Genomic DNA, 22,379 nt, shown 5'->3' with positions numbered 1-22,379 from the left:
CCCATGACGCTCACCCTCACCGTCCCACCCCGAGCCGACGCGGACCGCTTGACCGGGCTGCCCGTCGCCGTCATCGGCGCCGGCCCCGTCGGGCTCGCCGCGGCCGCGCACCTGCTCGAGCAGGGTCTGCCCGTCGTCGTCTACGAAGCAGGCGACCAGGTCGGCACGTCCGTCCGGGCGTGGGGGCACACCAGGCTGTTCTCCCCGTGGCGGTACGTCATCGATGACGCCGCCCGCCGGCTTCTCGAACCCACCGGTTGGACTGAGCCGCGCCGGTCGTCGCTGCCGACCGGCAACGACCTCGTCGCCCAGTACCTCGAACCTCTCGCTCAGACGCCGGAGCTGGCATCGGTGATCCGGTACGGGGTCCGCGTCGAGGCGGTGTCCCGGCAGGGCATGGACCGCACCCGTTCCGCCGGCCGCGCCGACACCCCGTTCCTCCTCCGCCTCCACACCGCGGACGGCGTCGAGGACGTCACCGCCCGCGCCGTCGTCGACACGTCCGGCACGTACACGTCCCCGAACCCGCTGACTGCCGCGGGCCTCGCCCCCGCCGCCGACCTTGGCGACCGCATCGTGCACGCCCTCCCCGATGTGCTCGGCGCGGACCGGGCACGGTTCGCCGGGAAGCGGGTTCTCGTTGTCGGGGCCGGTCACTCGGCAGCGAACACGCTCATCAAGCTCGCCGCCCTCGCGAAGGACGTGCCCGATACGACGCTGCTGTGGGCGATCCGGAACGCGGGCACCGCCCGCCTCGGCGCGGACGCCGCCGATGGGCTTGCCGCCCGCGGGCAGCTCGGCTCCAACGTGCACGGCCTCGTCGAGTCCGGGCACATCGAGCAGCTTGCCTCGTTCGAGATCGACGACGTCCGCCTGGACGGCGACCAGGTCACCGTCACCGGCCGCCGTGCCGGTGAGGCGTTCGCGGTGACGGTAGACGTGATCGTGAACGCGACGGGGTTCCGGCCCGACCTCGACATGCTCCGCGAGATCCGCCTCGGCCTCGACGACATTGTCGAAGCACCGCGGGCGCTCGCACCGCTGATCGACCCGAACCTGCACTCCTGCGGCTCCGTTCCGCCGCACGGCGTCGCGGAACTGGCGCACCCGGAACCGAACTTCTTTATCGCCGGAATGAAGTCCTACGGCCGCGCCCCCACGTTCCTGCTCCTCACCGGCTACGAGCAGGTCCGCTCCATCGCCGCGGAACTCGCCGGCGACCACCAGGCCGCCCGCGACGTGCAGCTCGTGCTCCCCGAAACCGGCGTCTGCACCACCGATGTTGGCGGCTCATCCTCCTGCGGCGTTCCCGCCACGAACGAAGCGGCCGAAGGCTCGTCCTGCTGCGCCGCACCCGCCCCGGCCGCTCCGCCCGCCAGCAGCTCCTGCTGCACGAACTAAACCGGACCCACATGACCGACAAGCCCACCGTGCTGTTCATCTGCAAGCACAACGCCGGCCGCTCCCAACTCGGCGCAGCCCTCCTCGAACTCGCCGCCGACGACCGCTACACCGCCACCTCTGCCGGGATCGCCCCCGCCGACGAGGTGAACCCGTCGATCGCCGCGACCGTCGCGGAACTCGGCCTCGACATTAGCGACCGCACCCCGCGGAAGGTCACCCCCGAACTGCTGAATCAGGCCGACGTCGTCGTCCTGATGAAGCCCGGCCTCGACCTGCCCGCGACGCCCCGCGGGAAGGTGTTGCAGTGGTCGTTCCCGGACCCGGACTCCTGGTCCCCCGACGACGTCCGCCCCATGCGCGACGCCGTCGCCGCACGCATCCAGGACGAGCTCCTGCACCCATGACCGACCCCACGGTCCTCGTGCGGCCGATGACCGCCGCGGACTGGCCCGCCGTCGAAGCGATCTACCGGGAGGGCATAGCCACCGGAAACGCAACGTTCGAGGCGGCACCGCCAACGTGGGAAGCATTCGACGCCGGCAAGCTGCCCGAGCACCGGTTCGTCGCAGCCGACGGTGACGCGGTTCTCGGCTGGGTGGCGGTCTCTCCGACCTCCACCCGGCCGGTGTACCGGGGCGTCGTCGAGCACTCCGTCTACGTCGGCGCCGCAGCGCGTGGCCGCGGCGTCGGACATCTGCTCCTTGACGCCCTGGTCACGTCGACCGAGGTCGCCGGCATCTGGACCATCCAGTCCGGAATCTTCCCCGAGAACACCGCCTCCCGAGCCCTCCACGCCCGACATGGGTTCCGCGAACTCGGCACCCGCGAACGCATCGGCCTCATGACGTTCGGCCCCTGGGACGGACAGTGGCGCGACAACGTCCTCGTCGAACGCCGAAGCCCGCACGCCGGCTCCTGAGCGGGAGCGGCACGCTCCGATCCGCATGCTTGCAGGTACGTTCCAAAACCCGCTACGCTGTGGCACGCGTCATTATTGCGCGCAGAATGCCAGTCCATCGGACTGGCTTTCGTCATATCCGGCCCGAACCGTAGGCTGGAACCGCTCGAGACGACTCTGCCCTCAGCGCAGCACCCGAGCACCACGAACAGGCCGGACCCATCAGGGCCGGCCTTTTCCATGCCCTCAACGCGCGAGCACAGCAAGCCGACCGCTCCGCGCATAGGGGTACTACACGCCCATCGGGCGCTCGCGTCGGCTACCGACGCTCTAGACCCCCGCTCACAACGAGCGGGCTGGCCACACGGCCAAACCCGAAGGAGGGATCATGCCCATCACCGACACCACGGTGGACATGCCGACGGCCTTCGGCGGCACCATCCTGACCGGCGTCATCACAGTCGTCCTCGCCGTGCTCGGCTTCCTCCTGCGCAAGCAGGTCGTGGAGCTGATCAAGCACATCGTGGACGTCGTCGACGACCGCACGCTGGCCAAGGACCCGGAGCGGGCACACATCGTCGCAGAACTGCGACGAGCCCGCCTCGGGAAGAAGTAGCCGCCGAAGAAACGCCAACCCTCATTCGGGAAGGAGAGCTCTGCCCGCAAGCGTCTCGATTGGGGTGCCCTCAATGAGAATCAGGCGGTTGGTCGACGTCTCGATAGGCGATCCGCCCGTGAGCCAGGAGATGCCTGTGGGGGCTTCGGACTCCCACGCCCTGCTCTGGAGTGAACCCTGTCTCACATAGGTGGTCCGCGGACTTTCTCAGTCCACGCACGCCATACGGACGCCTCCCGACTCTCGAGGGCTGAGCCTGGCACTAGTCGACGTGGCTGTCCGCGCTGCCAAGCAACCTGTCCAACTCTGTATTTCAGGACACGTTGTGTGGCAGTTGGACAAGTTAGCTGGCGGACGACACTGTGAAGAGCGCACCGATTCTGTCCGACGGATGGCCCGTCTTGCACGGACTTGGCTTGGAAGTTGTCCGCGGCGTCGGCGACCGAAACTGTCCGTGTTCAACTCGAGCGCCTCGAAGACGCCTAGACCTTCCGTCCGATGCCCGGGCGGCGCACCTGCCTGAACGTTTCGGGCAGGGCCGTCCACTTCAGGCACTCAGTCTGCAGGGAGCTGTTCCATAGTCACTGCGCGCCTGGAGGCTGCTCGTCGACGGCCCAGAGCACGCGCCGAGGACTGACTCCGAGCTCGCCGGCAAGAACTCGTTGCTGTCGTTCTCCAGATCGCAGTAGTTCGTGTAGGAGCGCGAGATTGACGTCCTTGAGTTCTCGCCCTGGGCTGCCCAGCGGCAGCTCGATCAAAGGGGGCGACCAAGTAACGGGGCCATGTAGGTCTAAGGAGCGGAGAACTGCGCCCGCGTGCGCATCGAGCTCCCGCTGCAGCTCGACCGTCATGCTCAAACGGAAGATCGTGTATGTCTCCCCGGCTTCGGCGGTCGAGGGCGCACCTCGCCCGGGTTCTCGAACGCCTGTCACGCGGTTCGAGAGGTACCACCGAGCACATGCCAGTCCGATACGGCCGCCAGTAGGCACCCCTGCGCGATCTGCCACGAGCTTCCATGCGGCTGGAGTTAGCAACTGCCGCAGGGGGAACCGTGTGCGCGCGTAGTAATCGATTGGGGACGGCGATGCTTCCATTACGAGTCGCAGCTGCCCAATGCCAGCCAGGCGTTGTGTCAGAGCGTGACCTTCACCAAGGGCGGGAAGGATGCCTCTGTCCCTCACCTGCCCCAGGTGGCGTGGCCCTCGGGACAGGTCAGCTTGTTCCCAAGAGTCGGTGTGGAGCAGAACGAAACGAAGAGCCCGAGCCAGAGCTCCCTCGCTGGTTCCCGAGTCGCCGTCGAACCGGGCGGTCCAAGACGGCCAAAAGTTGCGCGGCACGTTCTGCGCTAACCACTCCACTGGTGTCGGCTTTGCGAGTTCTGGGTACTTGTCTCGTACCGCCCTCGTCAAGGTGCTGCCCCACACGATGCGCTGCGTAGCGGACAGGTCACGGTCGTGTGCCCGGAGAATCGCACGTCGAAGCGTCGTAGATTGCTGCGCCCCCGGGTAGTGCGCTATGAGGTCTCGGGCAGATCCAGGACCTAGATGCACCGATGCGGGCGCATATCCGACTGGGCGCTCGAAAGTGGTGATCCGTATACGTTCTGCGCTGATCTCGTCCGGAGCGTGAAGTATCTCTACTGCTGCTGCCGTGAGAGCGCTCATCGCGAAAGCGTCGAGTGGTGCTGTTGTGCCGGGGTGCTCCTCATGATCAATCATCCCCTCAAGTTCTGCCGGTTCCAGGTTCGCGAGGCGCGCTATCCGGCCGGTGTTGCCCGTCGCGCGCAAAGCGGCACCGATGGAGCGGAGATTGTTGAGCAGCTCGAGGGCCCCGCCTGGTGAGCCGATGTGGTCGAGAATCAGTCGTTGCGCCTTCGCCGGTCGCCCCTCGGGGTCGACCGACTCGACGATGTCATCTGGATATGGAAATCCACAGAAACTGAATCGACTGCTCGGATCAAGTCGGTTGCGGCAAGTGTCGGGATCGAAGCTCCTGGTTGTCTTGCTCCGGTCGTCTGCAGGAGTGCGGCCGCAGTCCGGGCATGTGTCGCGAAGGAGGCAGCTGTGTATTGGGCAGATGAAGGACCAGTGCAGACGCCACGTCAGGTTGTACACGCCGGACTGCTCTCTCAGACAGGCAGGGCAATAACGGGTGCCCGCCAGCCTTGCCAGGGGACTGCGACGGGCGATGCTGTGCGCCGCTCGCTCCGTTGTGTCGTCGATGATGAGCGCCTTGCCATTCAGACTACTCATCAGCGAGCCCCGCAAAGCTGCGGTCGCCAGGCGCGTGGACACAGCGATGCGTTCGATGACATCCTCTTGGGCGTGATTCCCGAGCGAAATCAGCTCGTTGTGCGGTAGGCCGCGCAGCCCGAAGAAGTCGAGAAGCTCGCCTCGTGACGATCGCATCTCGTACGCCCAGCGACTGATCGCCGTCTGCAGCCATTCGCCCGGCCCGAGCTTCACCTGAACTCCAAGGACCTGCGGGATTTCAGAGAGCGTGCGGGACCTGCCTTCATCAGTCGTCATCGAGCTCTGCCGTACGTGATAGACGGTTCTGCTCACGCGTCCATTCGATACGTGCTCGTTCCAGGAGCGCGCGGTCGACATGTTCTGACCCATCTGCGATCGCTCGGACGAAACTACGCTTCAGGACTCCAAGCAGAGTGTTGAAGCGCCCCTCGGACAGGGCGTACAGGTAGTCAGCAAGCCCCTCGGACAGCCATCCCTGCTCCGGCAAGTCGCAAAGTCGGACGCGGCGCTCAATGGCCGCAAGGAATTGACGCCACTCTACTTGTTGACCTTCATCATCGTACCCAAGGGGATTGACCCTAAGGACGATCCACCGGTCAGCAGAAGCATCCGTTCCGAACGTCGCGCCGAACATCTTCGGCCGTTCGAGCATCCACCTAGCGTCGTTTCCAGCGAGAATCAGTCGACTGTGGCCTTCACTGAGTTCTCGAAGAAGCCCGTGGACATGTTGCCCAGTCTTCCGGTCGAAGTTCACGCGCTGCACCTCGTCAAAGACGATGAGCGACGTGCGGCATTCCTTCAACGCCAGCGCAAGGCTCTCGTGTGGCCGTGGCCCGATTGGTCGGCCCAGCTTCCCGAGTAGTCCCGCTACGATCGTCGGGACAGTATTTGCGGAAGTGTGGCGGAATCGGATGACCGGTTGGTACGTCGGAACATGTCGGTAGCTGGTGCTTGGTTGAGCGACTTTTTCGTCTTCGTCGAGCCATCGGGTCCGAGCGGCCAAGGCAAGCGAGCTTGCAATCTCCGCTCGAAGCAAAGTGGACTTGCCCACTCCGGGCGGTCCGTCCAGCACGCTGACAGGATGCCCTTCCGCGTAGTCACCTCGCGACCACTCGTCTTCGCGGCGGTCCACCTCGAACTGCTCGTAGATTTGCTCACGCGACGACAGTCGGATGATGGGGAAGTGCCGGTGCCATTTAGTGCGCCTCATGGCGTAGCGCTCCCGATCCAGATCCGAGAGGGCGCGCAGTGAACGCATGGTGAGCAGGCCGGGGTCTGGGATGAGTTCACCGCGGACGGCGGCGATGAAGTCGCGATCGGTGTCGGTGAGCAAGTCGAGCCATGGCTCCGCGGGGCGGGTCTGCTTCACGGTGTCCAGATGGGCAGCGGCTCGATGGCCTTACGAGTGGTGGCAGGCGCGACGGCTTCCACGCGGACAGGAGGCGTCGCCGGGGCCTGCTGGCGTTTGCCCTTAGTTGTCCGGATCTCTTTCGGCGAGACAGGCGAGGGCACCTGGAATCGCTCGCGGAATCGCCGCATGACGGGGTCGATTGCCTGCCGCATGACCTGCTCTGATGTGCTCAGCAGCGCTGGCGGTTCGAGGAGTTCATCGCGATCGAATCGGTTGATGATCTCGTTGAGGAGGGTGCCAACGGCTTCCGGGTCGAGGTGTTCGGCGACCAGGCGCTCTCGAACCTGTCCCGCGAAGTAGAGACCGAACCGGCGCGTCCAGGGCTGCCGATCCTTCCAGGGGATCTCGTGGCACCGTCCCGCGGAGTCGAAGACGTAGACCTGCCGCATATCTGTCGGGTCGTAGTAGATGCGGAGCTGACGAGCATCGTTGACGGCGAGTGGGTCGGAGGCGATCTCCGCCAACACGGGACTGCGGTAGTACAGCCGACGGCAGAACACTCGCCCAGCATCGACGGCGAGATCGGAGAACGGGAGCAGCCGGATGGGGTCGAGTGCGTGGGCCGGCAGCCGAATCGCCCCGTGGCGGCGCAAGGAGTACTCGAACATTTCCATCGGACTCATGGCGGTGTACGGATCGTCCTCCGTGTGGAGCGTTTCCATGACACGGCGGTTGTAGACGTAGGCGAATCTCCGGACGGCGAGTTCGTAGTCGCCGGGAGTCAGTGTCGCGTGGCGCTCGGTGCCCTCGCCACGGTCGTCAGTGCTTCCGCCGAGGAAGCCGGGAAGTAGCTCTTCGAGCATCTGCTTGATCGTGAGGAACACCCGCTCGATCTGCGCTTTGTCGGTCGGCGTGTAGGCACGGGACTGCTCATAGGAGATTTGGAAGTAGGCACAGAGCGCCACCATGGTTGAGGATACGTAGGCGCTGCCATTGTCTGTATGTACGGTTTCCGGCAGGAATCCTCGCGCATCCGGGTCTTCGATTCGGGCGAAGAAGTCAAGCTCCGCCGGGCAACCGACATAGGGCGTCGGCGGATCGCCGCGCCACTCCTCCAGCGCTTCCTGCGCCTTGGGCACGATGACGTCGGCGAGACAGAGGGCTATTGCTTGCGCTGGTGTCGTGTGGGTAAGCGCGATACCGACGATCGCTCGTGAGTAGAGGTCAAGAGCTACCGTCAGCTCCAGCCGAACCAAGCCGGATCCCTCCGGGTTCCGCACCCAAACGTTGACCTTCGTGGTGTCGAACAGCACAAGTTCCCCCGCGCGCGTAGCAACGCGAAGCCGTGGCGACATCGCAGGCCTGTTCGCTGCAGATCGTTGACTCTTCGCCGTTCCGCCGGCATGGTCTCGCGCTCGCACCCATGCCGAGATGTAGTCCGCAAGCGTGACGTCCTCCGGTAGGCGAAGATCGGCCCGCTCCTTCTGCGCCCACGCCCTGAACAGACGAGCCCACGATTGGGCCGTGCGTTTGGTGCCCTTCACTTGTGATGTCATGAACTCAGCAACTGCCGCCCGAATTGGGTTGTCCATCGGGTCCCGTGCGCGCAGCCGGGACGCGTGCACGAGCCCCATCGGCCCCTTCTCGAGCCACTTGCGATAGGTGCGGCGAATGTAGGTCAGCTCCGACTCGAGCGTGACGGTCGTTCCCGTCCGGCGGCCTTTCACCCGTGGGTCCCGGTAGCGCTGCTCGGCAAGAGCTCGCATTCGTTTCGGTAGCTTCGCGTATTTCGGGTCCTGCTCGGGGCGGGGTACAGCGCCAGCTGGCGCGTCAGTTGCTAAGCCGGTGAGGAGTCGGTGGATGATGTCGTATTTTTCGCGATACTCCTGCAGTGCCGCCGCGTCGTCGCGGAGTATCTCAGCGGGATCTTGATCGCGCCACAGCTGTGTGTTGGAGCCGGGTTGTTGTAGGGCGACGAGGACGTCTTTGATCGGTGCGGTCCCGAGCAGTGCGCCGTTCACGGAGACGAGATCTACTTCGAAGACGCCGATTCGACCGATGTGGACGTCGTGCCCGAACCACTGAAGCCGCGTACCAACGGCCATGGTTCGAACAGCCGGGCGCGGTTGGCTCTCGTGCAGGCTCATGCCCAGACCTCACTTTCGGGCAGAAGGAAGTGGTGCATGTGTATGCGCAGCTGACGCTGCCAAATGAGTTCGCGCAGAAAGGTCTTCGCCGCGAGATCTGGCACGGAGTGTTCACGCGTGAGCGCTGTGGCCAGACTTTCGAAGGTTTGAGGCCCGTCGAGAACCCACTGGACCGTCACATCACGGAGGACATTGCGCCGTTCTCCGCTGATCGGCGTTTGTGCGCGCGAGAGGAGGCTGAGGTTGGCGACGACCGGCTCGGCCAGCCCGGTCCACACGAGGTAGTGCATACCTGCAGCAGCTAGGGCCTCAGCCACCAGCCAGTGCCGCTCCTGGGTTCGAACGACGAGCGCTTGCTCAGGTCGTTTGACGTCGACCACGAGAGGCGGTGCCCCGTAACGTAGGACACAGAAGTCTGGCGTATGCCATCGAATCTGCGATCCGACACGGAACATGATCGTCAGCGGCTGACTGACGATGTGCAAGACCGTCGGAGTGAAATCGGCCAGGAGCACGAAGGCACGCTCTAGCTGAGACTCGCACATGACCAGATCGCCAACGGTGCCTGCGTACTGCGCGATGGGGTGATGATGCTGATGCGGCCGCCTCGAGAAGTCGCGTCGAGGGTGCGCGAAGACGAGGTCGGCGAGCGTGACGGCTTCCGCTTGCCGGGTCACACTGGTCCGCCGCCCAAGCGCGATCACGTAATCGAGATGAGGTCCCGTCGGCTGCGGCGGCAGTGGGGTGCTCTGCTTCGGTGCACCGATTGGACGGTTCAGCCGCGCTCGCACTCCGGGCGATCGACGGGTCTCGCTTCTAAACCGCTCGAGTAGGGCGCGCAGTTCGATGTCGGAACTCTGGGAGCGCTGCGGAAGCCACCGTTGCGCGTGCCAGTCCTCAACTTCACGACCCGGGGATACCTCGAGCGGGATCGTCTGCAGTTGCTCGATAGCTTGCATCGCGAACGCGTTTCTCCCGCGAAGAACCGCCCCGCGTCAGCTCCTCGGATCAGACCAGTGAAAGCACAGACCGACCCCATTCGATGGAGGCTCGGTTGCTCGAGTTCACCGTACCGCCTATACAGGCATCTAGCAACCAGTCGCTACTCACTAGAACTACGCTCGTCTGCTGCGCGAGCCTCACGAATCCACTTCGCGATCGTCGTCTGACCGACGCCGATCTCGCTACCAAGACGGGTCGTACTCAGCCCGGCGTCGTTAGCGGCGAGGGCGAGCTTCGCGCGTTCCTCGATGGCTTCCTGGATACGCTCATCAGCTCGACGCACTTGCTCGATGAGCACGCGCGCGACCGCCTCCTCCGGAGGGTGCTTGCGGGGCTTGCCAAGGCGGCGGGTCGGGGGAGTGGGCATCGCGGTTCAGTTCCGATCGTCAGCGTGAACGTCGGATCCGGTTGCCAAGTTCGCGGGCATGTGAAACGATCCGACGCGAAACGCTCGCTCGGACGTGAGACCCACTCTTCGACTGCAGGGAGCACGCGGCGCAACTTCCCGGGAGCGCCCGCACGGCCGAGTTGGCCGTCCTTCAGCGTGCTCGAGGTCAGTCTAGTTACCGCGCCACACCCTGTCGTGTGCACCGGATCGCCGCCACTGTAAAGGCGAAGCTCTTCCGGAACACCAGTTGCGGCGGGTCGCGCACGATCCGATGCGCCAGGCGCACTGAGTACTGTGCTCGCATGATCGATTTCCACAAGGTGCGTGGGGACGAACGCGAACGCCTCGGGCGCGCATTCAAACAGCTACGAGAAGACGCTGGATGGAGCGTGCGGGAGGTTGCGGCATGCCTACAGCGCGACCCGTCCGTGGTGACACGGATCGAAGCAGGCAAGCTCACGCTGACAGAAGAGCACATTGTCAAGCTGCGGCGAGAGCTCGGCGTATCGATCGATGACCTGATCGACAGATCGTCGCCCCCCTCCCCCTTCCTCGCCCGTGAGGAATGGTCAAATACTCAAGGACATTGGCGGGCACTGACTCCTTCTGGCCGGCGTGACCGACTCTTCGCTCTAACAATGGAGCGTCAGGCATCTCAGCCTCACACGTGTATCCACGCGGGCGAGGAGTTCGTCAGCGTGCTCTCCGGGGCAGTAGTTGTGACGCTGGGCAGAACAGAGCACCGGATCGAGGCCCATTCCGCCGTGCTCACTGTCGCTCCCTACGAAAGTCATGCCGTCCGCCTTGCTCCTGACTGCGAACGAGCCGAGCTGCTGTGGACGCTCCCTTCCGATGGCCTGCGTCGCCACACGCCCGTCGAGGGACCAGTGATGGCATGGACATGCCTTACCGATCCTGAACACGACGAGATCGAGAAGCAAACGGTCTCCAAGGCCGAGGCGTCCCATACGCTTGAGCGGTGACAGAGAGCCACCAGCGTCGCGCTCCTGTCGACCTTTCCCCGACTGGTTGGCCACATGAAGCCGCGTCCGACCCGATCGCAGAAGTGGATCGGCGCTTCATCTTGCGGGTCCGTGCAGCCATGGGACAAGAGACAGCTCGGTCTCTCGCCGAACGGGCCGGCATCAGCCATGGCACCCTCAACAACCTCCTAGCCGGGAAGGCGTGGCCGACCCTCTCAACCATTGCTCGCCTCGAGCGAGCTCTCGCAACCGACCTTTGGCCCGGGCGCGTTCTTTCCGACCACGACTGAGAGCAACTCTCCGGATCCGGCGTCCGCGCCGCGGGATCTAACCGATCGTCACCCATCTCGCGCTCGGAACTAAGGCGGCAATCGCCCACAGAGGACTCTCGTCCGCAGCCCTAGTTCGGTTCCCTGCCCACACCGCGCTACGCCGCGCGAGCAGGGCGCTTGCCAGCGCCATCAACTCGCCATCGTCGATGCCGTCTTCCACGAGCGCCCACCCCAACGCGAGGTCCGCAACCACCGTCACTGCTCGCCCTCCCCGAACGACGTGCACATCACAGCGTCGCCCGAGATCAACGAACTCGAGTCGCACTCCGTTCGGTACGACGAAACCGTCGAGCCAACCGGTGAAGCGCTGAAAGCCACGCCCGTGGGTCACGTGAAGCTCCCCTGGCCAATCGTCCGTCATGGACAGTACACTATCCACCTAGCCGTACGTTGCTAGAAGGAGTGTCTTATGACCAGTGCACCACAGCATTCAATGCCGAGCTGCGCTGCCACCGCCAGAGTGGCGTCGCAGCTACCTGGGACAGCCCGCGCGTGAGCGACCACGACTCGCCCTTCGTCCCGAAGAACAGGCGTCCGGAGTCTCGGCTGCAGTCAGGGTCCGGCCAGAGACTGTCTCGAATCTCACTGTCCGACCTTCGGGGGGTCAACCAGCCCGACCTGGAAGCTCTCCTCGTCGAAGTGCGAGAAGACCAGGCCCTCATCTCCGGTCTCACGATGGGTATCGGCTCGCTCATAGTTCAGCGGTGGGATCCGGCTTACGCGGCGACCGGGTGGACGCTTCATGGCGCGGACCTCACCCTCGACATGGGTCACCCGTTCGGGTCGATGTTCTACCGCAACGACAAGGACGGCCGGATGCTCCGCATCGGCGTCAAGTGGCACCCGCCCGTGCAGCAGCTCGAGTTCCCCGCCCTTCACCCGTCGAAGCCCGAACTGACCTCGAACTGCACGGAGGAGGAGGTCACCGCGGTCGTGTTGGACGCACGGAGTCGGATAGGGACTCTTGTCGCGATCAACGCGCAGATCGGGTCGTTCGTCGCTACCGAAGAGTCGGAGAACGCGATCCTCGACGCCTCAGGACTGGGCTTGGAGCGTCTGTCGGAGGACGACCCACGGCTGGCTGACGATGCCTGAGCGTCGGGCGCCGCGGTTCGAGCCGGTTCCGTTGCGGCTGCTGTCGTTGTCGGCGCAGTTCGACGCCGTGATCTGGCCGACGGTGGCGGGTATGACGTTCGCGAACTCCACCGGGCCGAAGATTCTGCAACGAACCGTCAACGTCCGCACCACGGAAGACGAGCGGGTGTTCACGCTCCTCAACGGAGCACCGTTGACGGACCCTGCTGACCCGCTCCTGGAATCGGCGACGCAGGTGATGGACGTGCTGGTGAAGCTTCGCGCGGTGGGGCGTCGTGCGGATGCGGTGGGGTCGGCTGATGTCTGATCGGCGGTGGGTGCAGGACATTCGGCGCGAACAGTCGATTTTGTCGTTGCCGTTTGGGCTCGGGTACACGATCGACATCACCCAGACGCTCACCGCCCTCGCGGCTGCCGGGATGCCGGCACGGGTGGAGGCGTTCGACCGGCTCCGGTTCGACGACGGCCGCGCCGCGTTCCTCGCCACCCCGGACCCGACTACCACCGTGACCGACGGCGACGACGGTGCCGAGAGCCGTGTGGATGATGTGATCCTCCTGCCGGGCGGGTCCGAGGGCGGGGTGCTGTCACTGGTCCGCCGCTACCCGGACCTCGTGGTCGTGAACGGGAAACGCGGGCGCGTGTGGGCGAACGGCCGGCAGGTGCATGGCACGTCGATGCAGCGAAAAGCGACCCCGGGGTGGCGGACCGTGTTCGCGATCGCCCGCAGCGTCGTCATGCACGGCGGCGGCACGCACGCGATCGCGGACCGCACCGGCATCCCCATGGGCGAAGTCCGCGCCGCCATGTCGGCCCTCGGTCCGCACGTGTTCCACACGCCCATCGGGTGGGAAGCCGCCGACCGGCCCGTCCTGGTCGACTGGGCCCTGGCGGCCTACCCAGGCTATGGCGGAGTCCGCACCTGCTGGCGACGGAACGACACGATCGATGCGCAGGCGGATCAGCTGATCGGGCTGGGTGGGGTGATGTCGGACCGGTGGGCGGCGCAGCAGTCCGGGGTGCTCGTTCCCCCGGACCGGTTGACTGCGCTCTTCGCCGACCACCCGGACATGCAGGCGCTCGGCTACGAGCCTGCGGCGGCGGATGACGCGACGGTGTCGGTCGTCATCCCACAGGACACCACCGTCCTCAGCAGCGCTGAGGGGTGCTGCACGAACGACTTCATCACCGCGCACGTCCTGTACGAAGACAGCTGGGTTACCGCGAACATGGATGCAGTGAACGGATTGCGGCAGCTGCTGCACTTCCAGTCCGACCTCGCCCACGACCTCCGCTGGCACCCCAGCGGAAGCTGACCCGGCGAGCCCGATGATGCTGCAGCTGCTGTCCCTCACGTTGGCATACGACGACACCCGCTTCTTCGGCTCCGTCATGTTCACCGACCCGGATCACCCGGACGACAAGCCGGCCACGGTCCTCATCGACCACGCCGACGAACCTCCCTGGTTCCGCCTCACCAACGTCGACCCGGACAGTCAGGCTCCGACGGTGCCGGCGATGGTCGAAGCGGAACGCATCATGCGGTTCCTCCTCCGCTACACACCCGAACGCCTCGGCCGCACCCGCGCCGACTTCCCCCAGCCCTAACCCGCCCTTCTCATGCCCAACTTTGGAGGTAGTTGCTGATGATGCGTCTGGTGTCCATGCACCTGTCGAACGACCGGATCCTCTGGGGGCATGTCCTCCTCGAGGACACCGAGAACCCGGACGCACACTTGGCGCAGATCCTCGTCCGCCCCGTCGACGTCGAGCCCGGGTACGAGCTCTACGACAGGACAAACACGGTCCTGTCGGACCTGACGGTGCCGGCGGTACGGGAAGCGAACCGGATCGTGCAGACCCTCCTCATCCCCGCCTCCGAGATCGCACGACGGGAGAAAGCCGTCCGGGCGGTGATCCACTCCGGCTACTTGGAGGGGTTCCCGGACGACATGCCGTGGCAGTCGCAGCTGTGGATGTACGCCCGAGGGGAAGTCACCCGCGAACAGCTGTCCGCGTACGCCGACAAAGGCCGACAGATCCCCCGCGCGCCCGGACCGAGCGCCGTCGGCCCGGCGGACGTGCCCGAGGACTGGTGGCAGACCACGCAAGCCCGCATCCGCCGGAACCTGCTTAACACGACCCTCACGGAGCCGGAAGTTGCTGCGGCCCTGCAGATCAGCATCGACGAGGTCGGGGAGCTGTTCGATTCGTGCCGGCTGACGAGCTTCGACCTCGACGGCGAAGAACGTATCCCCGACTGGCAGCTCGTGAAGCCCGCACTCCCCGAGTTCGGTGATCCGTCGTCACTGCTGCCCGGCCTCGATGTCCTCTACGCTGCAGCACCGCAGCCGCTCCTCGACGCTGCCGCGATGACCGAGTTCATGACCACGCCCCTGGACTTCCTCACCGTCGACGACCGAGTCTTGACACCACTGGACTGGATGCGGGAAGGACGACCGCTAACGACGATCATCGCCCTCTTCCGCGGACGACGGTGGCGACCATGACCAGCCGGCCAGACCTGTTCCTCCTCAACATCGCCTACGACGTCACCGGCGTACACGGGCACGTGTTCTTCCGCGACCCACCCAGCTCCGAGCTGCGGCAAGTCATCATCCGCAGCACCGACACCGGCAACATCTGCGAACCAGCCCACGGCGACCCCCGCGACGGATGGGAACCGTTTCTCGAAGAAACCCGCTGGCTCATCGCCCTCACCCAACCCGACACCCGAGACGAGCGCAGCTAGTGGGGCCCGGGCTCGAATGGGTCGCCGCCGCATACGCGGGTCGGCCGCAGATCACGATGCCGTACGGGCTCGGCGACACCACCGACCTCACCAACGCTCTAGCGGTCCTGAAAATGGCGGGGCTTCGCGCGGTCGTGGAGTCGCACGACACGATCCGCCTCGCCGACGGCCGCCGCGCACGCTTCCCAACAAGCACTCAACGCCCCCGTGACGACGACCCGGACGACGCGGAACTGCTCCTGTTGGCGCCGCGGACCGTGACGACGACGCAGATCGCACTCGCGGAACAGACCACGACCGTGCTGCTGGTCGACGTCGACCAGCGCCGCGTCTGGGTCGACGGAAGACAGATCCTCGGCGTGCAGGAGCGCTGGAAGGACGCCGCACCGATCTACATCACCTTTGCCGTCGCACGGATGCTCGCGGTCAACGGCGCCACCTTCGACAAGCTCGTGCGGGCAGGGCTGACCGCAGGGCAGGTTGACGACGCTCTCGCACGTCTAGGGAAACGCGTGCACCGCACCGACATCGGGTGGGAGTCGCGCCAGGTGGGCGGTCTCGTGGACTTCGCGATCGCCTGCTACCCCGGACCGGGAGGTGTCAGGACCCGGTGGACGTCAGACCTGCCGCTGGTCGAGCAAGCGGAGCGGCTCATGGACGCGGGCTGCCGCATTTCCGGCCGTGCCATCTCCGACCGGCCCGGCTACCCCGCCATCAGCAAGCGAGAGATGCCCTACCGGGTCGTCGCGTTCACCGAGGAGGAGGTCGACATGGCAGCGCTCGGCTTCGAACCAGACACGATCGGCTTCGCCGGCAGCGAACTCATCCGGCCCGCCGATCCCACGATCTTCCTCACCGCAGCCGCCGCCGGCTACACGGACCGCACCGACGACTTCATCACTGCGAACACGCTCCTCCGCGCCGACATGCGTAACGATCACGACGCGGCCTCGCTTGAAGAAGTACGAGACCGGCTGCAGTTCCTGGCCGACACCGGCTACGACCTCCGTCACAACCTGCCGAGTTGACGTGCTCGCACAACGCCCAAGCGTATTCATCGAGCGCAAGTCACCCATTTGGACTGCGACGGTGACGTCGGTTCCCGGATCTGCGCCTTCGTCGATGCGCGGGAGCTACCCCGATGTCGGTAGATTTACCGAGCGGCTAGCCCCAACGGCCCGTCGCCCTGGATTGAACTGGTAGACAGCCAACAACCCCACGACTCAGGCGAACGCGGCGAGCAGATCCAGTTCAACTGCGGGACCCTCGAGGTAGTTCTTCTCCTGCCCAGGTGCTGGCGCTTGCCGTGCCTGCGCCCGCCGCTGCTCGCGCGAGCCCATTGCAGTACCCGGGAGGTTCACCAGAGGGTGCCAGGTGCCAGCAGGAACAACGCGGCGGACCTTCCCCACCAGCTGCAGCGGTCCATCGACAGGCTCCAGCGTGTGGGTGGGGAGCACCTTCGCGATGATCTTCCAGGCGGTGTCGTCTCTATCGCCGACGATCACTTGATCGATATCAACGGCGTCCATGAAGTTACCCATTGCTTGAACGGTGCCCTGGTCGGGAACCCCTTCCATGTCGAGCCCCAGTTGCTGCGCGGCCGGGATCATTTGACCCAGTGTGCGCAGGAGGTCTCCCGTGCCACTCGACGCACCGAATGTTTGGACAATCTCAGGCGTGTACACCTCGCAATCCCAGGACACCATCGCGCCTCGTGTTGCATTGGCGAACTCGAGGTCCGGCTGGGAGACATCGATCCAATGCAGCGCGTCGGGATCCGCAGCCGCGAAACGCAGGAGACGGTCGAACTGCGCGGCGGGCGTGTCAACGAACTCCTGCTGTGTCTCACTCTCAGAGCCGTTCGACCCTTCGCCATGCGCAACACGTAGGTTGGCTCCGGCTGAGCGGTCTCGCTTCGTGGTGTCACGTTGCGAACGGGCACCGACCTGACCGCCCTCTAACGCGCTGATGAACTGACCGAGGAGCGCCGTGTTGAGGTAGCTGAATTGGCGAAGCATGGTCACACGCTACTCACGGGGAGCGACATCCCCGGAGGCTCAATCAGGGTCAGTAGGAGTCGGGAAGTTGTCACTTGCGACGGGGGCGCCGGCTGGCCGAGCGAGCTGCTGGCGCCGCGGGTACGGCTTCTAGCCCTCCACGATGCGTCCTCGGCGTCGGCTACTCAGGTCGATCCTCATGGGGATGAACTGACCGGCGAAAGCGAGGCCTTCCGGACGAGTGGATGCTATCTCGTCGCGGGGCAGGGTGACCGGGCTGCGATACCCGAGTGGTTGACCTCGAAGAACCCTGTCGGGGGTGCGATCGACGACGAGAGCGGGTCGCGGAGCAATCCCTTCCGGCGGAGCACCGTTGTGATGTCTGACCGCTGCCATGTGAAAAAGGGTCGCGTAGATGTTCGCCATCATCCAGGTTTCGGCGAGGACCGTCGGGACGTCGATGCGCAACGTGATCGCTTCGACACCTGCCTGTGGCTGCTTCCCTTTGGTGCGTGGACGGGTGAGGTAAGTGACCAGTGGCCGGTCGAAGATCGGCGTAGACCGCCCTTCGCCGAAGGCGCTGAGCGGTACGGTGCCGTCCGCGCTGGGCTCAGTCGTGATCAGTTCAATCCGAACGTCATCTCGTGTTGTCACCGCGAGACCGTGCTTGAGCTTGTTGTATGCAGCGTTGACGGGTAGTTCGTCATCGAGGAGAAGGTGAGTCGCGTGGTTGATCCAGGCCAGCGCCGTTGTGCAACCGGATGCAAGTTCTTCGGTGATCACCGTCCCGGCGGGGTAGAGGAGTTTGAGGAGGAGGTGCTCGTCCTCGTCAAACGCCTGTTTGGTCGCTGTAGCAACTGCGTGCATGCCGGCAGGGCTGTCGGCGACCGCTAACCAGGTGCACTGAGCATCGTCGCCTCGTGGTCGAGCAGCGGTGAGAGCGTAGAGAAACCGCTCCAACGCTTCCGCGCACTGGTGGCGGAGCACGACAGCGTCGATCGCGCGGTGCACGTCCTGTCGCTGCTTCTCGGTGGGAAGTGTGTCGACGCCCGCCAGCCCAAGGGCCTCGAAGAACTTGGGATGGGTGCTCCTCGTCGGGGCATTTAACTCCGAGCTAAGGAGGAGATGAATCCTGGCCGTGAAGTGCTCAAGCGGATTCGCGAGGAAGAACTCATCATCGAGCAACTTCGCTTGCTCCGACGTGAGCGCAACGCCTTCCGGTCGTATGCCGAGATACATCCATGTAGCTTATGTCTGATCGAACGCGGCCGCGCGATTCTCTGATCGCACTGTAGGACGAGTTGACAAACATCGGATCGTAGGGTCACGGCCATACCGAACCTGTACCGGCAGCAGCGTCAATGACGGAGCTGGTGCGAGGAGCTCGAGGCAGGAGGGCGACCGGTCGCTAGCCCGCGCCGCATCGGGGTAATAGCACGTGGCTCCAATTCTGATCCGCCGATGGTGCTTCTGCGGCTCCGCAACTCGCACGAAGGAGGATCATCGAGAACGCCTCTGCGTCGGCTACGTTCGGATCAGGTCCAGACGGAGGGAACGGCATGGTTGCGCCACGACTGCGGTTCCTCCTTGACACGAACGCGGTGATCGCTCTCGAGCCGTTCGACGGAAGCGAGGAGGCAACCCGGTCCACGCTTGCGCAGTTTCTTCGCCTCGCTCGGGAACACGGTCATCATGTTGTTGTTCATCCGGCGAACTTCGACGACCTCCGTGAAACCGTCAACCCCGAGCATCGCGCAGCCAACCTGCGTGCGCTAGAAAAGTACGAACGGATTGGCGAGCCCCCCCTCCCCGATGAACTCATCGAGGCGGCAGGGAACCCGCCGCCCGGCTCGAACGACCTGCGAGACATCCGGCTGCTTGCTGCGGTGACCGCGGGGGCGGCAACCCACTTTGTGACGAACGACGGCCGACTGATACGTCGGGCTACCCGGCTGGGTTTCGAGGAGCAGGTCCTTCGGCCGGCGGAGGCGCTCGCGCTGCTCCGGACGCTGCATCCGGACGATCCACCGGCGCCGCCGCAAGTGCGGATGGTGATGGCGGCCGAACTGAGACTCGATGAGCCGATTTTTGATTCGCTGCGACGCGATTACCCAGACTTTGACGGCTGGATTAGGAACAAGGTAGCTCCGGATCCATCTCGTCGAGTGTGGATCGTCGAAGACGCAGCCGGTGGCTATCGAGCGATCGCGATTGTTAAACGAGACGATGACCACCCGTTGGAGGCCGGACGGCAACTCACGAAAATCTCAACCTTCAAGGTTGACGACCGTGCGGAGGGAGAGAAGCTCGGGGAGCTCCTTCTCAAAACGGTGTTGCAGTGGGCACATGTTCAGCGCGTCGACGCGCTGTTCGTGACGGTCATCAATGACGACGCTAAGCAGGTGCTGATGCGTTTCCTTGACACGTTTGGCTTCGTCAATGTGGGGCGACTGCCTGGCACCGACGACGAGTGGGTCCTTGAAAAGAACCTCAGGTCCGGCGCCAATGCACCTACGGACCCGCTGACCTACCACGTTCGCTACGGACCTCCAGCCGTCGCGAGTGGGAGTGACGTGTTCGTCATACCTATCCGGCCGACTTGGTATGAGGGGCTGTTCCCCGACAGTCCGAGCCTAGATGGAACCCTCACCCTCCCTGGGTTCTCTAACGTCGAGATACGACCGTTCGGCAACGCGCTCAGGAAGGCGTACCTCAGCAACTCGACCCGGAAATCTCTCCCTGCTGGTTCGGTCATCTTGTTCTACCGATCGGCAGGAGCTCGAGGCGGTCAGGGAGCGGTCAGAGCGATCGGCGTTGTGGAGCAAACCCTTCGAAGCAGCGACCCGTCAGTCGTGCTCTCCTTCGTCGGACGACGCACCGTATACACGGCAGAGGAAGTCAGTCGCATGTGTCAGAGTGGCGTCATCGCGGTTCTGTTCCGTCAGGACCGGTTCCTGGACGAGGCGTGGTCACTTGACGAACTCGTGGCGATGGGCGTCCTGAACGGCCCACCACAGACGATCACACGGGCTGCGAGCGAGGAAGGGCGAGCGTGGATACTTCAGCAACTGAGCGGGTAGCGGTTATGGCGATTCACCCGGTATACGCCGACGCAATCCTTCAGGGAACAAAGCAAGTCGAATTCCGAAAGCGCAAGCTTGCTGATGACATCGAGACAATCGTCATTTACGCCACCGCGCCAGTTCAGAAGGTCGTCGGTGAGTTCCGTATCAGGGAAACCGTCGTCGACGCTCCCGAGCGAATCTGGGCTCGATACGGAGCAGTAGGCGTGATTGACCGACACAGCTTCGGCGAGTATTACGCCTCCGCCGTGAACGCGGTCGCATTCGTCGTGGACAAGGCCATACGGTACGGTCAGCCGCGTCCGCTGTCCGAACTGGCTCCCTCAATCCCGCAGAGCTTCTACTATGTGCACCGCGAAAGCTCCACACAAGTGGCACACGGCACGGAGATGGCGATCGCCTAAGACCCCTCGCCGGGACGTTCACTTCGTCCTGTGGATGCAAGATCTCCAGGGCTCAGTGCCGGGTTCGGCGCTGAATTCTGCGGGGGTCTACGGTTGAACCTGCTTGAGCAGCCGTTCAGCACCAGCCCGGAGGGGTGCCGACGGCACTGCAGTGACGACTGCACGGTGAACCACGGGTCGGGATGATTGATGCCCAGTAAGCGCACCCGCCCTCTCAAACCGGCAACTCGTGACCTCCAGAACTGCCGGCTTCGAAAGACGAACGTGATCGACCGAATGATCATCGTTCGCTTTGCACACGATTCAGCCGGAACGACACCGTCAGGGTGAAGCTCCGCTTTGAGGGTGCATCGGTGGTGGCACAGCCCGCGGGTTCGACGTGCGAGAAGGGCGGGTGATCGCGTGAACTATGAAGGGGGTAATCAAAGCCCCTCCCAAGAGAAGAGTCACACGCTTAGCGTTGATCGTGCAATGCACTCGATCAGACCGTCAGAAACTTCCGCTACTGCCGACCGAACCGTTGACCGCACCGATTCATCGCACAGGGCGATCGTCGTCGGCGGTTCTCTCTCCGGGCTGCTCACCGCGCTCGCACTCGCATCCGACGGCTGGCACGTCACCGTGCTCGAACGCGCCGTTCGCCACGGCATCCAGGGGGCGTTCCTCCGGGCCGCTCGCGGACGTCGTCGAACAATGCTGCGCTTCGACGGCACGGAAGCGCCGAGTCTGCGCGAGGTCGCGTCGGGCGGCAGGGATCACTCCGTCGAGCCGTGGTTCCGGATCCATGGACGGCTGCGCGCTGCCGCGGCTGCCGACCCGCTGATCGAGCTGCGCGACCGCGCCGCGGTTGTCGACGTCGGACAGGCCGACGACTCGGCTTGGGTGGACCTCGCCACAGGGGAGCGGATCACCGCGGCGCTGGTGATCGGCGCTGACGGTCATCGGAGCATCGTCCGTCCATGCGTGTCGCCGGAGGCATCCCATGCCCGCTACGCCGGCTACCTGCTGTGGGTCGGCAGCCTCCACGAGGCGGAGCTCCCGGAGGAGCTTTGGCTCCCGGAGAGCGACGACGGCGTGATGGAGTGGGGCCGCGGCATCCTCTTCGCGCACGCCTTCGCCGGCGACGACGGCTCTTCGGCGCCCGGGCACCGGATCGTGTCCTTCGCGCTCTACGACGCTGACCGTGGCCCCGCGATGCGTCGACTGGGCGTGGTCGAAGGCACCGTGGTGCAGCACTCGCTCCGTCCGGCCGACATCCCAGCAGACCTCGTGACCGAAGTCGCCGCCGGACTCGCCGAGTGGCCGCAGCCGTGGGCAGCGATCATCCGCGCGGCTTTCCGCCGCGGCCGAGTGACGGGCACGCCGATCGCCGAGTTCGTCCCGACCCGCCTGGTGCACGGTCGGCTAGCCCTCGTTGGCAACGCGGCGCACGTCCCGACTCCGATGACGGGTTCCGGGTTCGACGAGTCCGTCGAGGACGCCGAGTCGATCAGGACCGCGTTCGCGGGCGCCGGTACCGGGGACGTGCCCGCGGCGCTGCGCAGGTACGAGGCGGAACGACTGATGGCGGTGCAGCGGATGGTGGAGTCCGGCCAGGGGTTCAGCAGGAGCTTCGCCGGCAGCTGAGGCGGTGGACCGGACCGCATGACGGACGGGAGGCGCGACGCCAGCTGGC

The 22,379-nt window shown here is 64.9% G+C and carries 23 protein-coding genes and 1 pseudogene; 17 read left to right on the top strand and 7 right to left on the bottom strand.

The window, feature by feature from the left end; translation table 11 throughout:
* The first annotated feature begins 3 nt into the window (after positions 1-3).
* From DEJ23_RS10865 to DEJ23_RS15965, 5 genes are all read left to right on the top strand, one after another.
* Complete coding sequence (locus tag DEJ23_RS10865) at positions 4-1,401, top strand: FAD-dependent oxidoreductase (protein WP_111240280.1); 1,398 nt, start codon at positions 4-6, stop codon at positions 1,399-1,401.
* 11 nt (positions 1,402-1,412) lie between these two features.
* Positions 1,413-1,808: a low molecular weight phosphatase family protein gene (locus DEJ23_RS10860; protein WP_058728725.1), complete on the top strand. Its 396-nt coding sequence runs from the start codon at positions 1,413-1,415 to the stop codon at positions 1,806-1,808.
* Positions 1,805-2,323, top strand: a complete 519-nt coding sequence (locus tag DEJ23_RS10855; protein WP_111240279.1) for a GNAT family N-acetyltransferase — start codon at positions 1,805-1,807, stop codon at positions 2,321-2,323. Before DEJ23_RS10860 ends, DEJ23_RS10855 begins: the two co-directional genes overlap by 4 nt.
* Before the next feature lie 367 nt (positions 2,324-2,690).
* Positions 2,691-2,918, top strand: a complete 228-nt coding sequence (locus tag DEJ23_RS10850) for a hypothetical protein (RefSeq protein WP_111240278.1) — start codon at positions 2,691-2,693, stop codon at positions 2,916-2,918.
* Positions 2,919-4,543: 1,625 nt separating this feature from the next.
* Positions 4,544-4,759 carry a hypothetical protein gene (locus DEJ23_RS15965; protein ID WP_258375451.1) on the top strand — a complete coding sequence of 72 codons (216 nt, stop codon included), beginning with the start codon at positions 4,544-4,546 and terminating at the stop codon, positions 4,757-4,759.
* Positions 4,760-4,981: 222 nt separating this feature from the next.
* Here DEJ23_RS15965 and DEJ23_RS16085 read toward each other — a convergent pair.
* The 4 genes and pseudogenes from DEJ23_RS16085 to DEJ23_RS10830 all read right to left on the bottom strand — a co-directional run.
* Positions 4,982-5,446: pseudogene (locus DEJ23_RS16085) on the bottom strand (TniQ family protein); the annotation flags it as partial.
* Positions 5,436-6,539 (bottom strand): AAA family ATPase, encoded by a 1,104-nt coding sequence (locus DEJ23_RS10840; RefSeq protein ID WP_111240276.1) that lies wholly within the window; start codon positions 6,537-6,539, stop codon positions 5,436-5,438. The pseudogene DEJ23_RS16085 and the gene DEJ23_RS10840, both read right to left, overlap by 11 nt.
* Positions 6,536-8,668 (bottom strand): Mu transposase C-terminal domain-containing protein, encoded by a 2,133-nt coding sequence (locus tag DEJ23_RS10835; protein WP_111240275.1) that lies wholly within the window; start codon positions 8,666-8,668, stop codon positions 6,536-6,538. Before DEJ23_RS10835 ends, DEJ23_RS10840 begins: the two co-directional genes overlap by 4 nt.
* The gene (locus DEJ23_RS10830) at positions 8,665-9,627 is read right to left on the bottom strand and encodes a hypothetical protein (RefSeq protein WP_146240271.1); all 963 of its coding nucleotides are present in this window, start codon (positions 9,625-9,627) and stop codon (positions 8,665-8,667) included. The genes DEJ23_RS10835 and DEJ23_RS10830 overlap by 4 nt, the downstream gene beginning before the upstream one ends.
* 733 nt (positions 9,628-10,360) lie before the next feature.
* Here DEJ23_RS10830 and DEJ23_RS10820 point away from each other — a divergent pair.
* Both DEJ23_RS10820 and DEJ23_RS16080 read left to right on the top strand, forming a co-directional pair.
* Positions 10,361-11,041, top strand: a complete 681-nt coding sequence (locus tag DEJ23_RS10820) for a helix-turn-helix domain-containing protein (RefSeq protein ID WP_111240272.1) — start codon at positions 10,361-10,363, stop codon at positions 11,039-11,041.
* On the top strand, positions 11,038-11,331 hold the full coding sequence (locus tag DEJ23_RS16080; RefSeq protein WP_146240269.1) for a helix-turn-helix transcriptional regulator: 294 nt from the start codon (positions 11,038-11,040) through the stop codon (positions 11,329-11,331). The genes DEJ23_RS10820 and DEJ23_RS16080 overlap by 4 nt, the downstream gene beginning before the upstream one ends.
* Positions 11,332-11,368: 37 nt before the next feature.
* Here DEJ23_RS16080 and DEJ23_RS15450 read toward each other — a convergent pair whose 3' ends face one another.
* On the bottom strand, positions 11,369-11,734 hold the full coding sequence (locus tag DEJ23_RS15450; RefSeq protein ID WP_146240268.1) for a hypothetical protein: 366 nt from the start codon (positions 11,732-11,734) through the stop codon (positions 11,369-11,371).
* Between the two features lie 131 nt (positions 11,735-11,865).
* Here DEJ23_RS15450 and DEJ23_RS10805 point away from each other — a divergent pair, with 131 nt between their 5' ends.
* The 7 genes from DEJ23_RS10805 to DEJ23_RS10775 are packed head-to-tail and all read left to right on the top strand — an operon-like array spanning position 11,866 to position 16,248.
* Positions 11,866-12,468, top strand: a complete 603-nt coding sequence (locus DEJ23_RS10805; protein WP_146240267.1) for a hypothetical protein — start codon at positions 11,866-11,868, stop codon at positions 12,466-12,468.
* Positions 12,461-12,775: a hypothetical protein gene (locus DEJ23_RS10800; protein ID WP_111240268.1), complete on the top strand. Its 315-nt coding sequence runs from the start codon at positions 12,461-12,463 to the stop codon at positions 12,773-12,775. The genes DEJ23_RS10805 and DEJ23_RS10800 overlap by 8 nt, the downstream gene beginning before the upstream one ends.
* Before the next feature lie 10 nt (positions 12,776-12,785).
* A complete protein-coding gene (locus DEJ23_RS10795; RefSeq protein WP_220034219.1) occupies positions 12,786-13,784 on the top strand; it encodes a hypothetical protein in 999 nt (332 codons plus the stop codon).
* A 13-nt stretch (positions 13,785-13,797) separates the two neighbouring features.
* Positions 13,798-14,076 carry a hypothetical protein gene (locus DEJ23_RS10790; RefSeq protein ID WP_111240266.1) on the top strand — a complete coding sequence of 93 codons (279 nt, stop codon included), beginning with the start codon at positions 13,798-13,800 and terminating at the stop codon, positions 14,074-14,076.
* Positions 14,077-14,126: 50 nt separating this feature from the next.
* Entirely contained in the window at positions 14,127-14,978 is an 852-nt protein-coding gene (locus tag DEJ23_RS10785) for an antitoxin VbhA family protein (RefSeq protein ID WP_220034218.1), read from the top strand.
* Complete coding sequence (locus tag DEJ23_RS10780) at positions 14,975-15,220, top strand: hypothetical protein (protein WP_146240265.1); 246 nt, start codon at positions 14,975-14,977, stop codon at positions 15,218-15,220. The genes DEJ23_RS10785 and DEJ23_RS10780 overlap by 4 nt, the downstream gene beginning before the upstream one ends.
* Positions 15,220-16,248: a hypothetical protein gene (locus tag DEJ23_RS10775; protein WP_111240263.1), complete on the top strand. Its 1,029-nt coding sequence runs from the start codon at positions 15,220-15,222 to the stop codon at positions 16,246-16,248. Before DEJ23_RS10780 ends, DEJ23_RS10775 begins: the two co-directional genes overlap by 1 nt.
* Positions 16,249-16,443: 195 nt before the next feature.
* Here DEJ23_RS10775 and DEJ23_RS10770 read toward each other — a convergent pair whose 3' ends face one another.
* Positions 16,444-17,238, bottom strand: coding sequence for a hypothetical protein (locus tag DEJ23_RS10770; protein WP_146240263.1), 795 nt, complete (start codon positions 17,236-17,238; stop codon positions 16,444-16,446).
* 129 nt (positions 17,239-17,367) lie between these two features.
* On the bottom strand, positions 17,368-18,456 hold the full coding sequence (locus tag DEJ23_RS10765; RefSeq protein WP_111240261.1) for a hypothetical protein: 1,089 nt from the start codon (positions 18,454-18,456) through the stop codon (positions 17,368-17,370).
* A gap of 320 nt (positions 18,457-18,776) precedes the next feature.
* Between DEJ23_RS10765 and DEJ23_RS15445 the strand changes: the two genes are divergently transcribed.
* The 3 genes from DEJ23_RS15445 (at position 18,777) to DEJ23_RS10740 (ending at position 22,330) form a co-directional block, all read left to right on the top strand.
* Positions 18,777-20,297, top strand: a complete 1,521-nt coding sequence (locus DEJ23_RS15445; protein ID WP_146240262.1) for a hypothetical protein — start codon at positions 18,777-18,779, stop codon at positions 20,295-20,297.
* A complete protein-coding gene (locus DEJ23_RS10745; protein WP_146240261.1) occupies positions 20,270-20,704 on the top strand; it encodes a hypothetical protein in 435 nt (144 codons plus the stop codon). Before DEJ23_RS15445 ends, DEJ23_RS10745 begins: the two co-directional genes overlap by 28 nt.
* Before the next feature lie 402 nt (positions 20,705-21,106).
* Positions 21,107-22,330 carry an FAD-dependent monooxygenase gene (locus tag DEJ23_RS10740; protein WP_220034217.1) on the top strand — a complete coding sequence of 408 codons (1,224 nt, stop codon included), beginning with the start codon at positions 21,107-21,109 and terminating at the stop codon, positions 22,328-22,330.
* The last annotated feature ends 49 nt before the right edge of the window (positions 22,331-22,379 follow it).

The sequence above is a fragment of the Curtobacterium sp. MCSS17_008 genome (genome assembly GCF_003234185.1).
GTDB lineage: Bacteria > Actinomycetota > Actinomycetes > Actinomycetales > Microbacteriaceae > Curtobacterium.
Note: the sequence above shows the minus strand (reverse complement) of the source record. Positions and strands in the feature narration are given on the sequence as shown.

Bases quoted from the DNA above. Each gene is read 5' to 3' on its own strand.
- DEJ23_RS10780 (WP_146240265.1), top strand. From the start codon at position 14,975: ATGACCAGCCGGCCAGACCTGTTCCTCCTCAACATCGCCTACGACGTC.
- DEJ23_RS10835 (WP_111240275.1), bottom strand. From the start codon at position 8,668: ATGAGCCTGCACGAGAGCCAACCGCGCCCGGCTGTTCGAACCATGGCC.
- DEJ23_RS10865 (WP_111240280.1), top strand. From the start codon at position 4: ATGACGCTCACCCTCACCGTCCCACCCCGAGCCGACGCGGACCGCTTG.
- DEJ23_RS10800 (WP_111240268.1), top strand. From the start codon at position 12,461: ATGCCTGAGCGTCGGGCGCCGCGGTTCGAGCCGGTTCCGTTGCGGCTG.
- DEJ23_RS10770 (WP_146240263.1), bottom strand. From the start codon at position 17,238: ATGCTTCGCCAATTCAGCTACCTCAACACGGCGCTCCTCGGTCAGTTC.
- DEJ23_RS10855 (WP_111240279.1), top strand. From the start codon at position 1,805: ATGACCGACCCCACGGTCCTCGTGCGGCCGATGACCGCCGCGGACTGG.
- DEJ23_RS10830 (WP_146240271.1), bottom strand. From the start codon at position 9,627: ATGCAAGCTATCGAGCAACTGCAGACGATCCCGCTCGAGGTATCCCCG.
- DEJ23_RS10820 (WP_111240272.1), top strand. From the start codon at position 10,361: ATGATCGATTTCCACAAGGTGCGTGGGGACGAACGCGAACGCCTCGGG.
- DEJ23_RS15445 (WP_146240262.1), top strand. From the start codon at position 18,777: ATGGTTGCGCCACGACTGCGGTTCCTCCTTGACACGAACGCGGTGATC.
- DEJ23_RS10790 (WP_111240266.1), top strand. From the start codon at position 13,798: ATGATGCTGCAGCTGCTGTCCCTCACGTTGGCATACGACGACACCCGC.
- DEJ23_RS10850 (WP_111240278.1), top strand. From the start codon at position 2,691: ATGCCCATCACCGACACCACGGTGGACATGCCGACGGCCTTCGGCGGC.
- DEJ23_RS15450 (WP_146240268.1), bottom strand. From the start codon at position 11,734: ATGACGGACGATTGGCCAGGGGAGCTTCACGTGACCCACGGGCGTGGC.
- DEJ23_RS10765 (WP_111240261.1), bottom strand. From the start codon at position 18,456: ATGTATCTCGGCATACGACCGGAAGGCGTTGCGCTCACGTCGGAGCAA.
- DEJ23_RS10860 (WP_058728725.1), top strand. From the start codon at position 1,413: ATGACCGACAAGCCCACCGTGCTGTTCATCTGCAAGCACAACGCCGGC.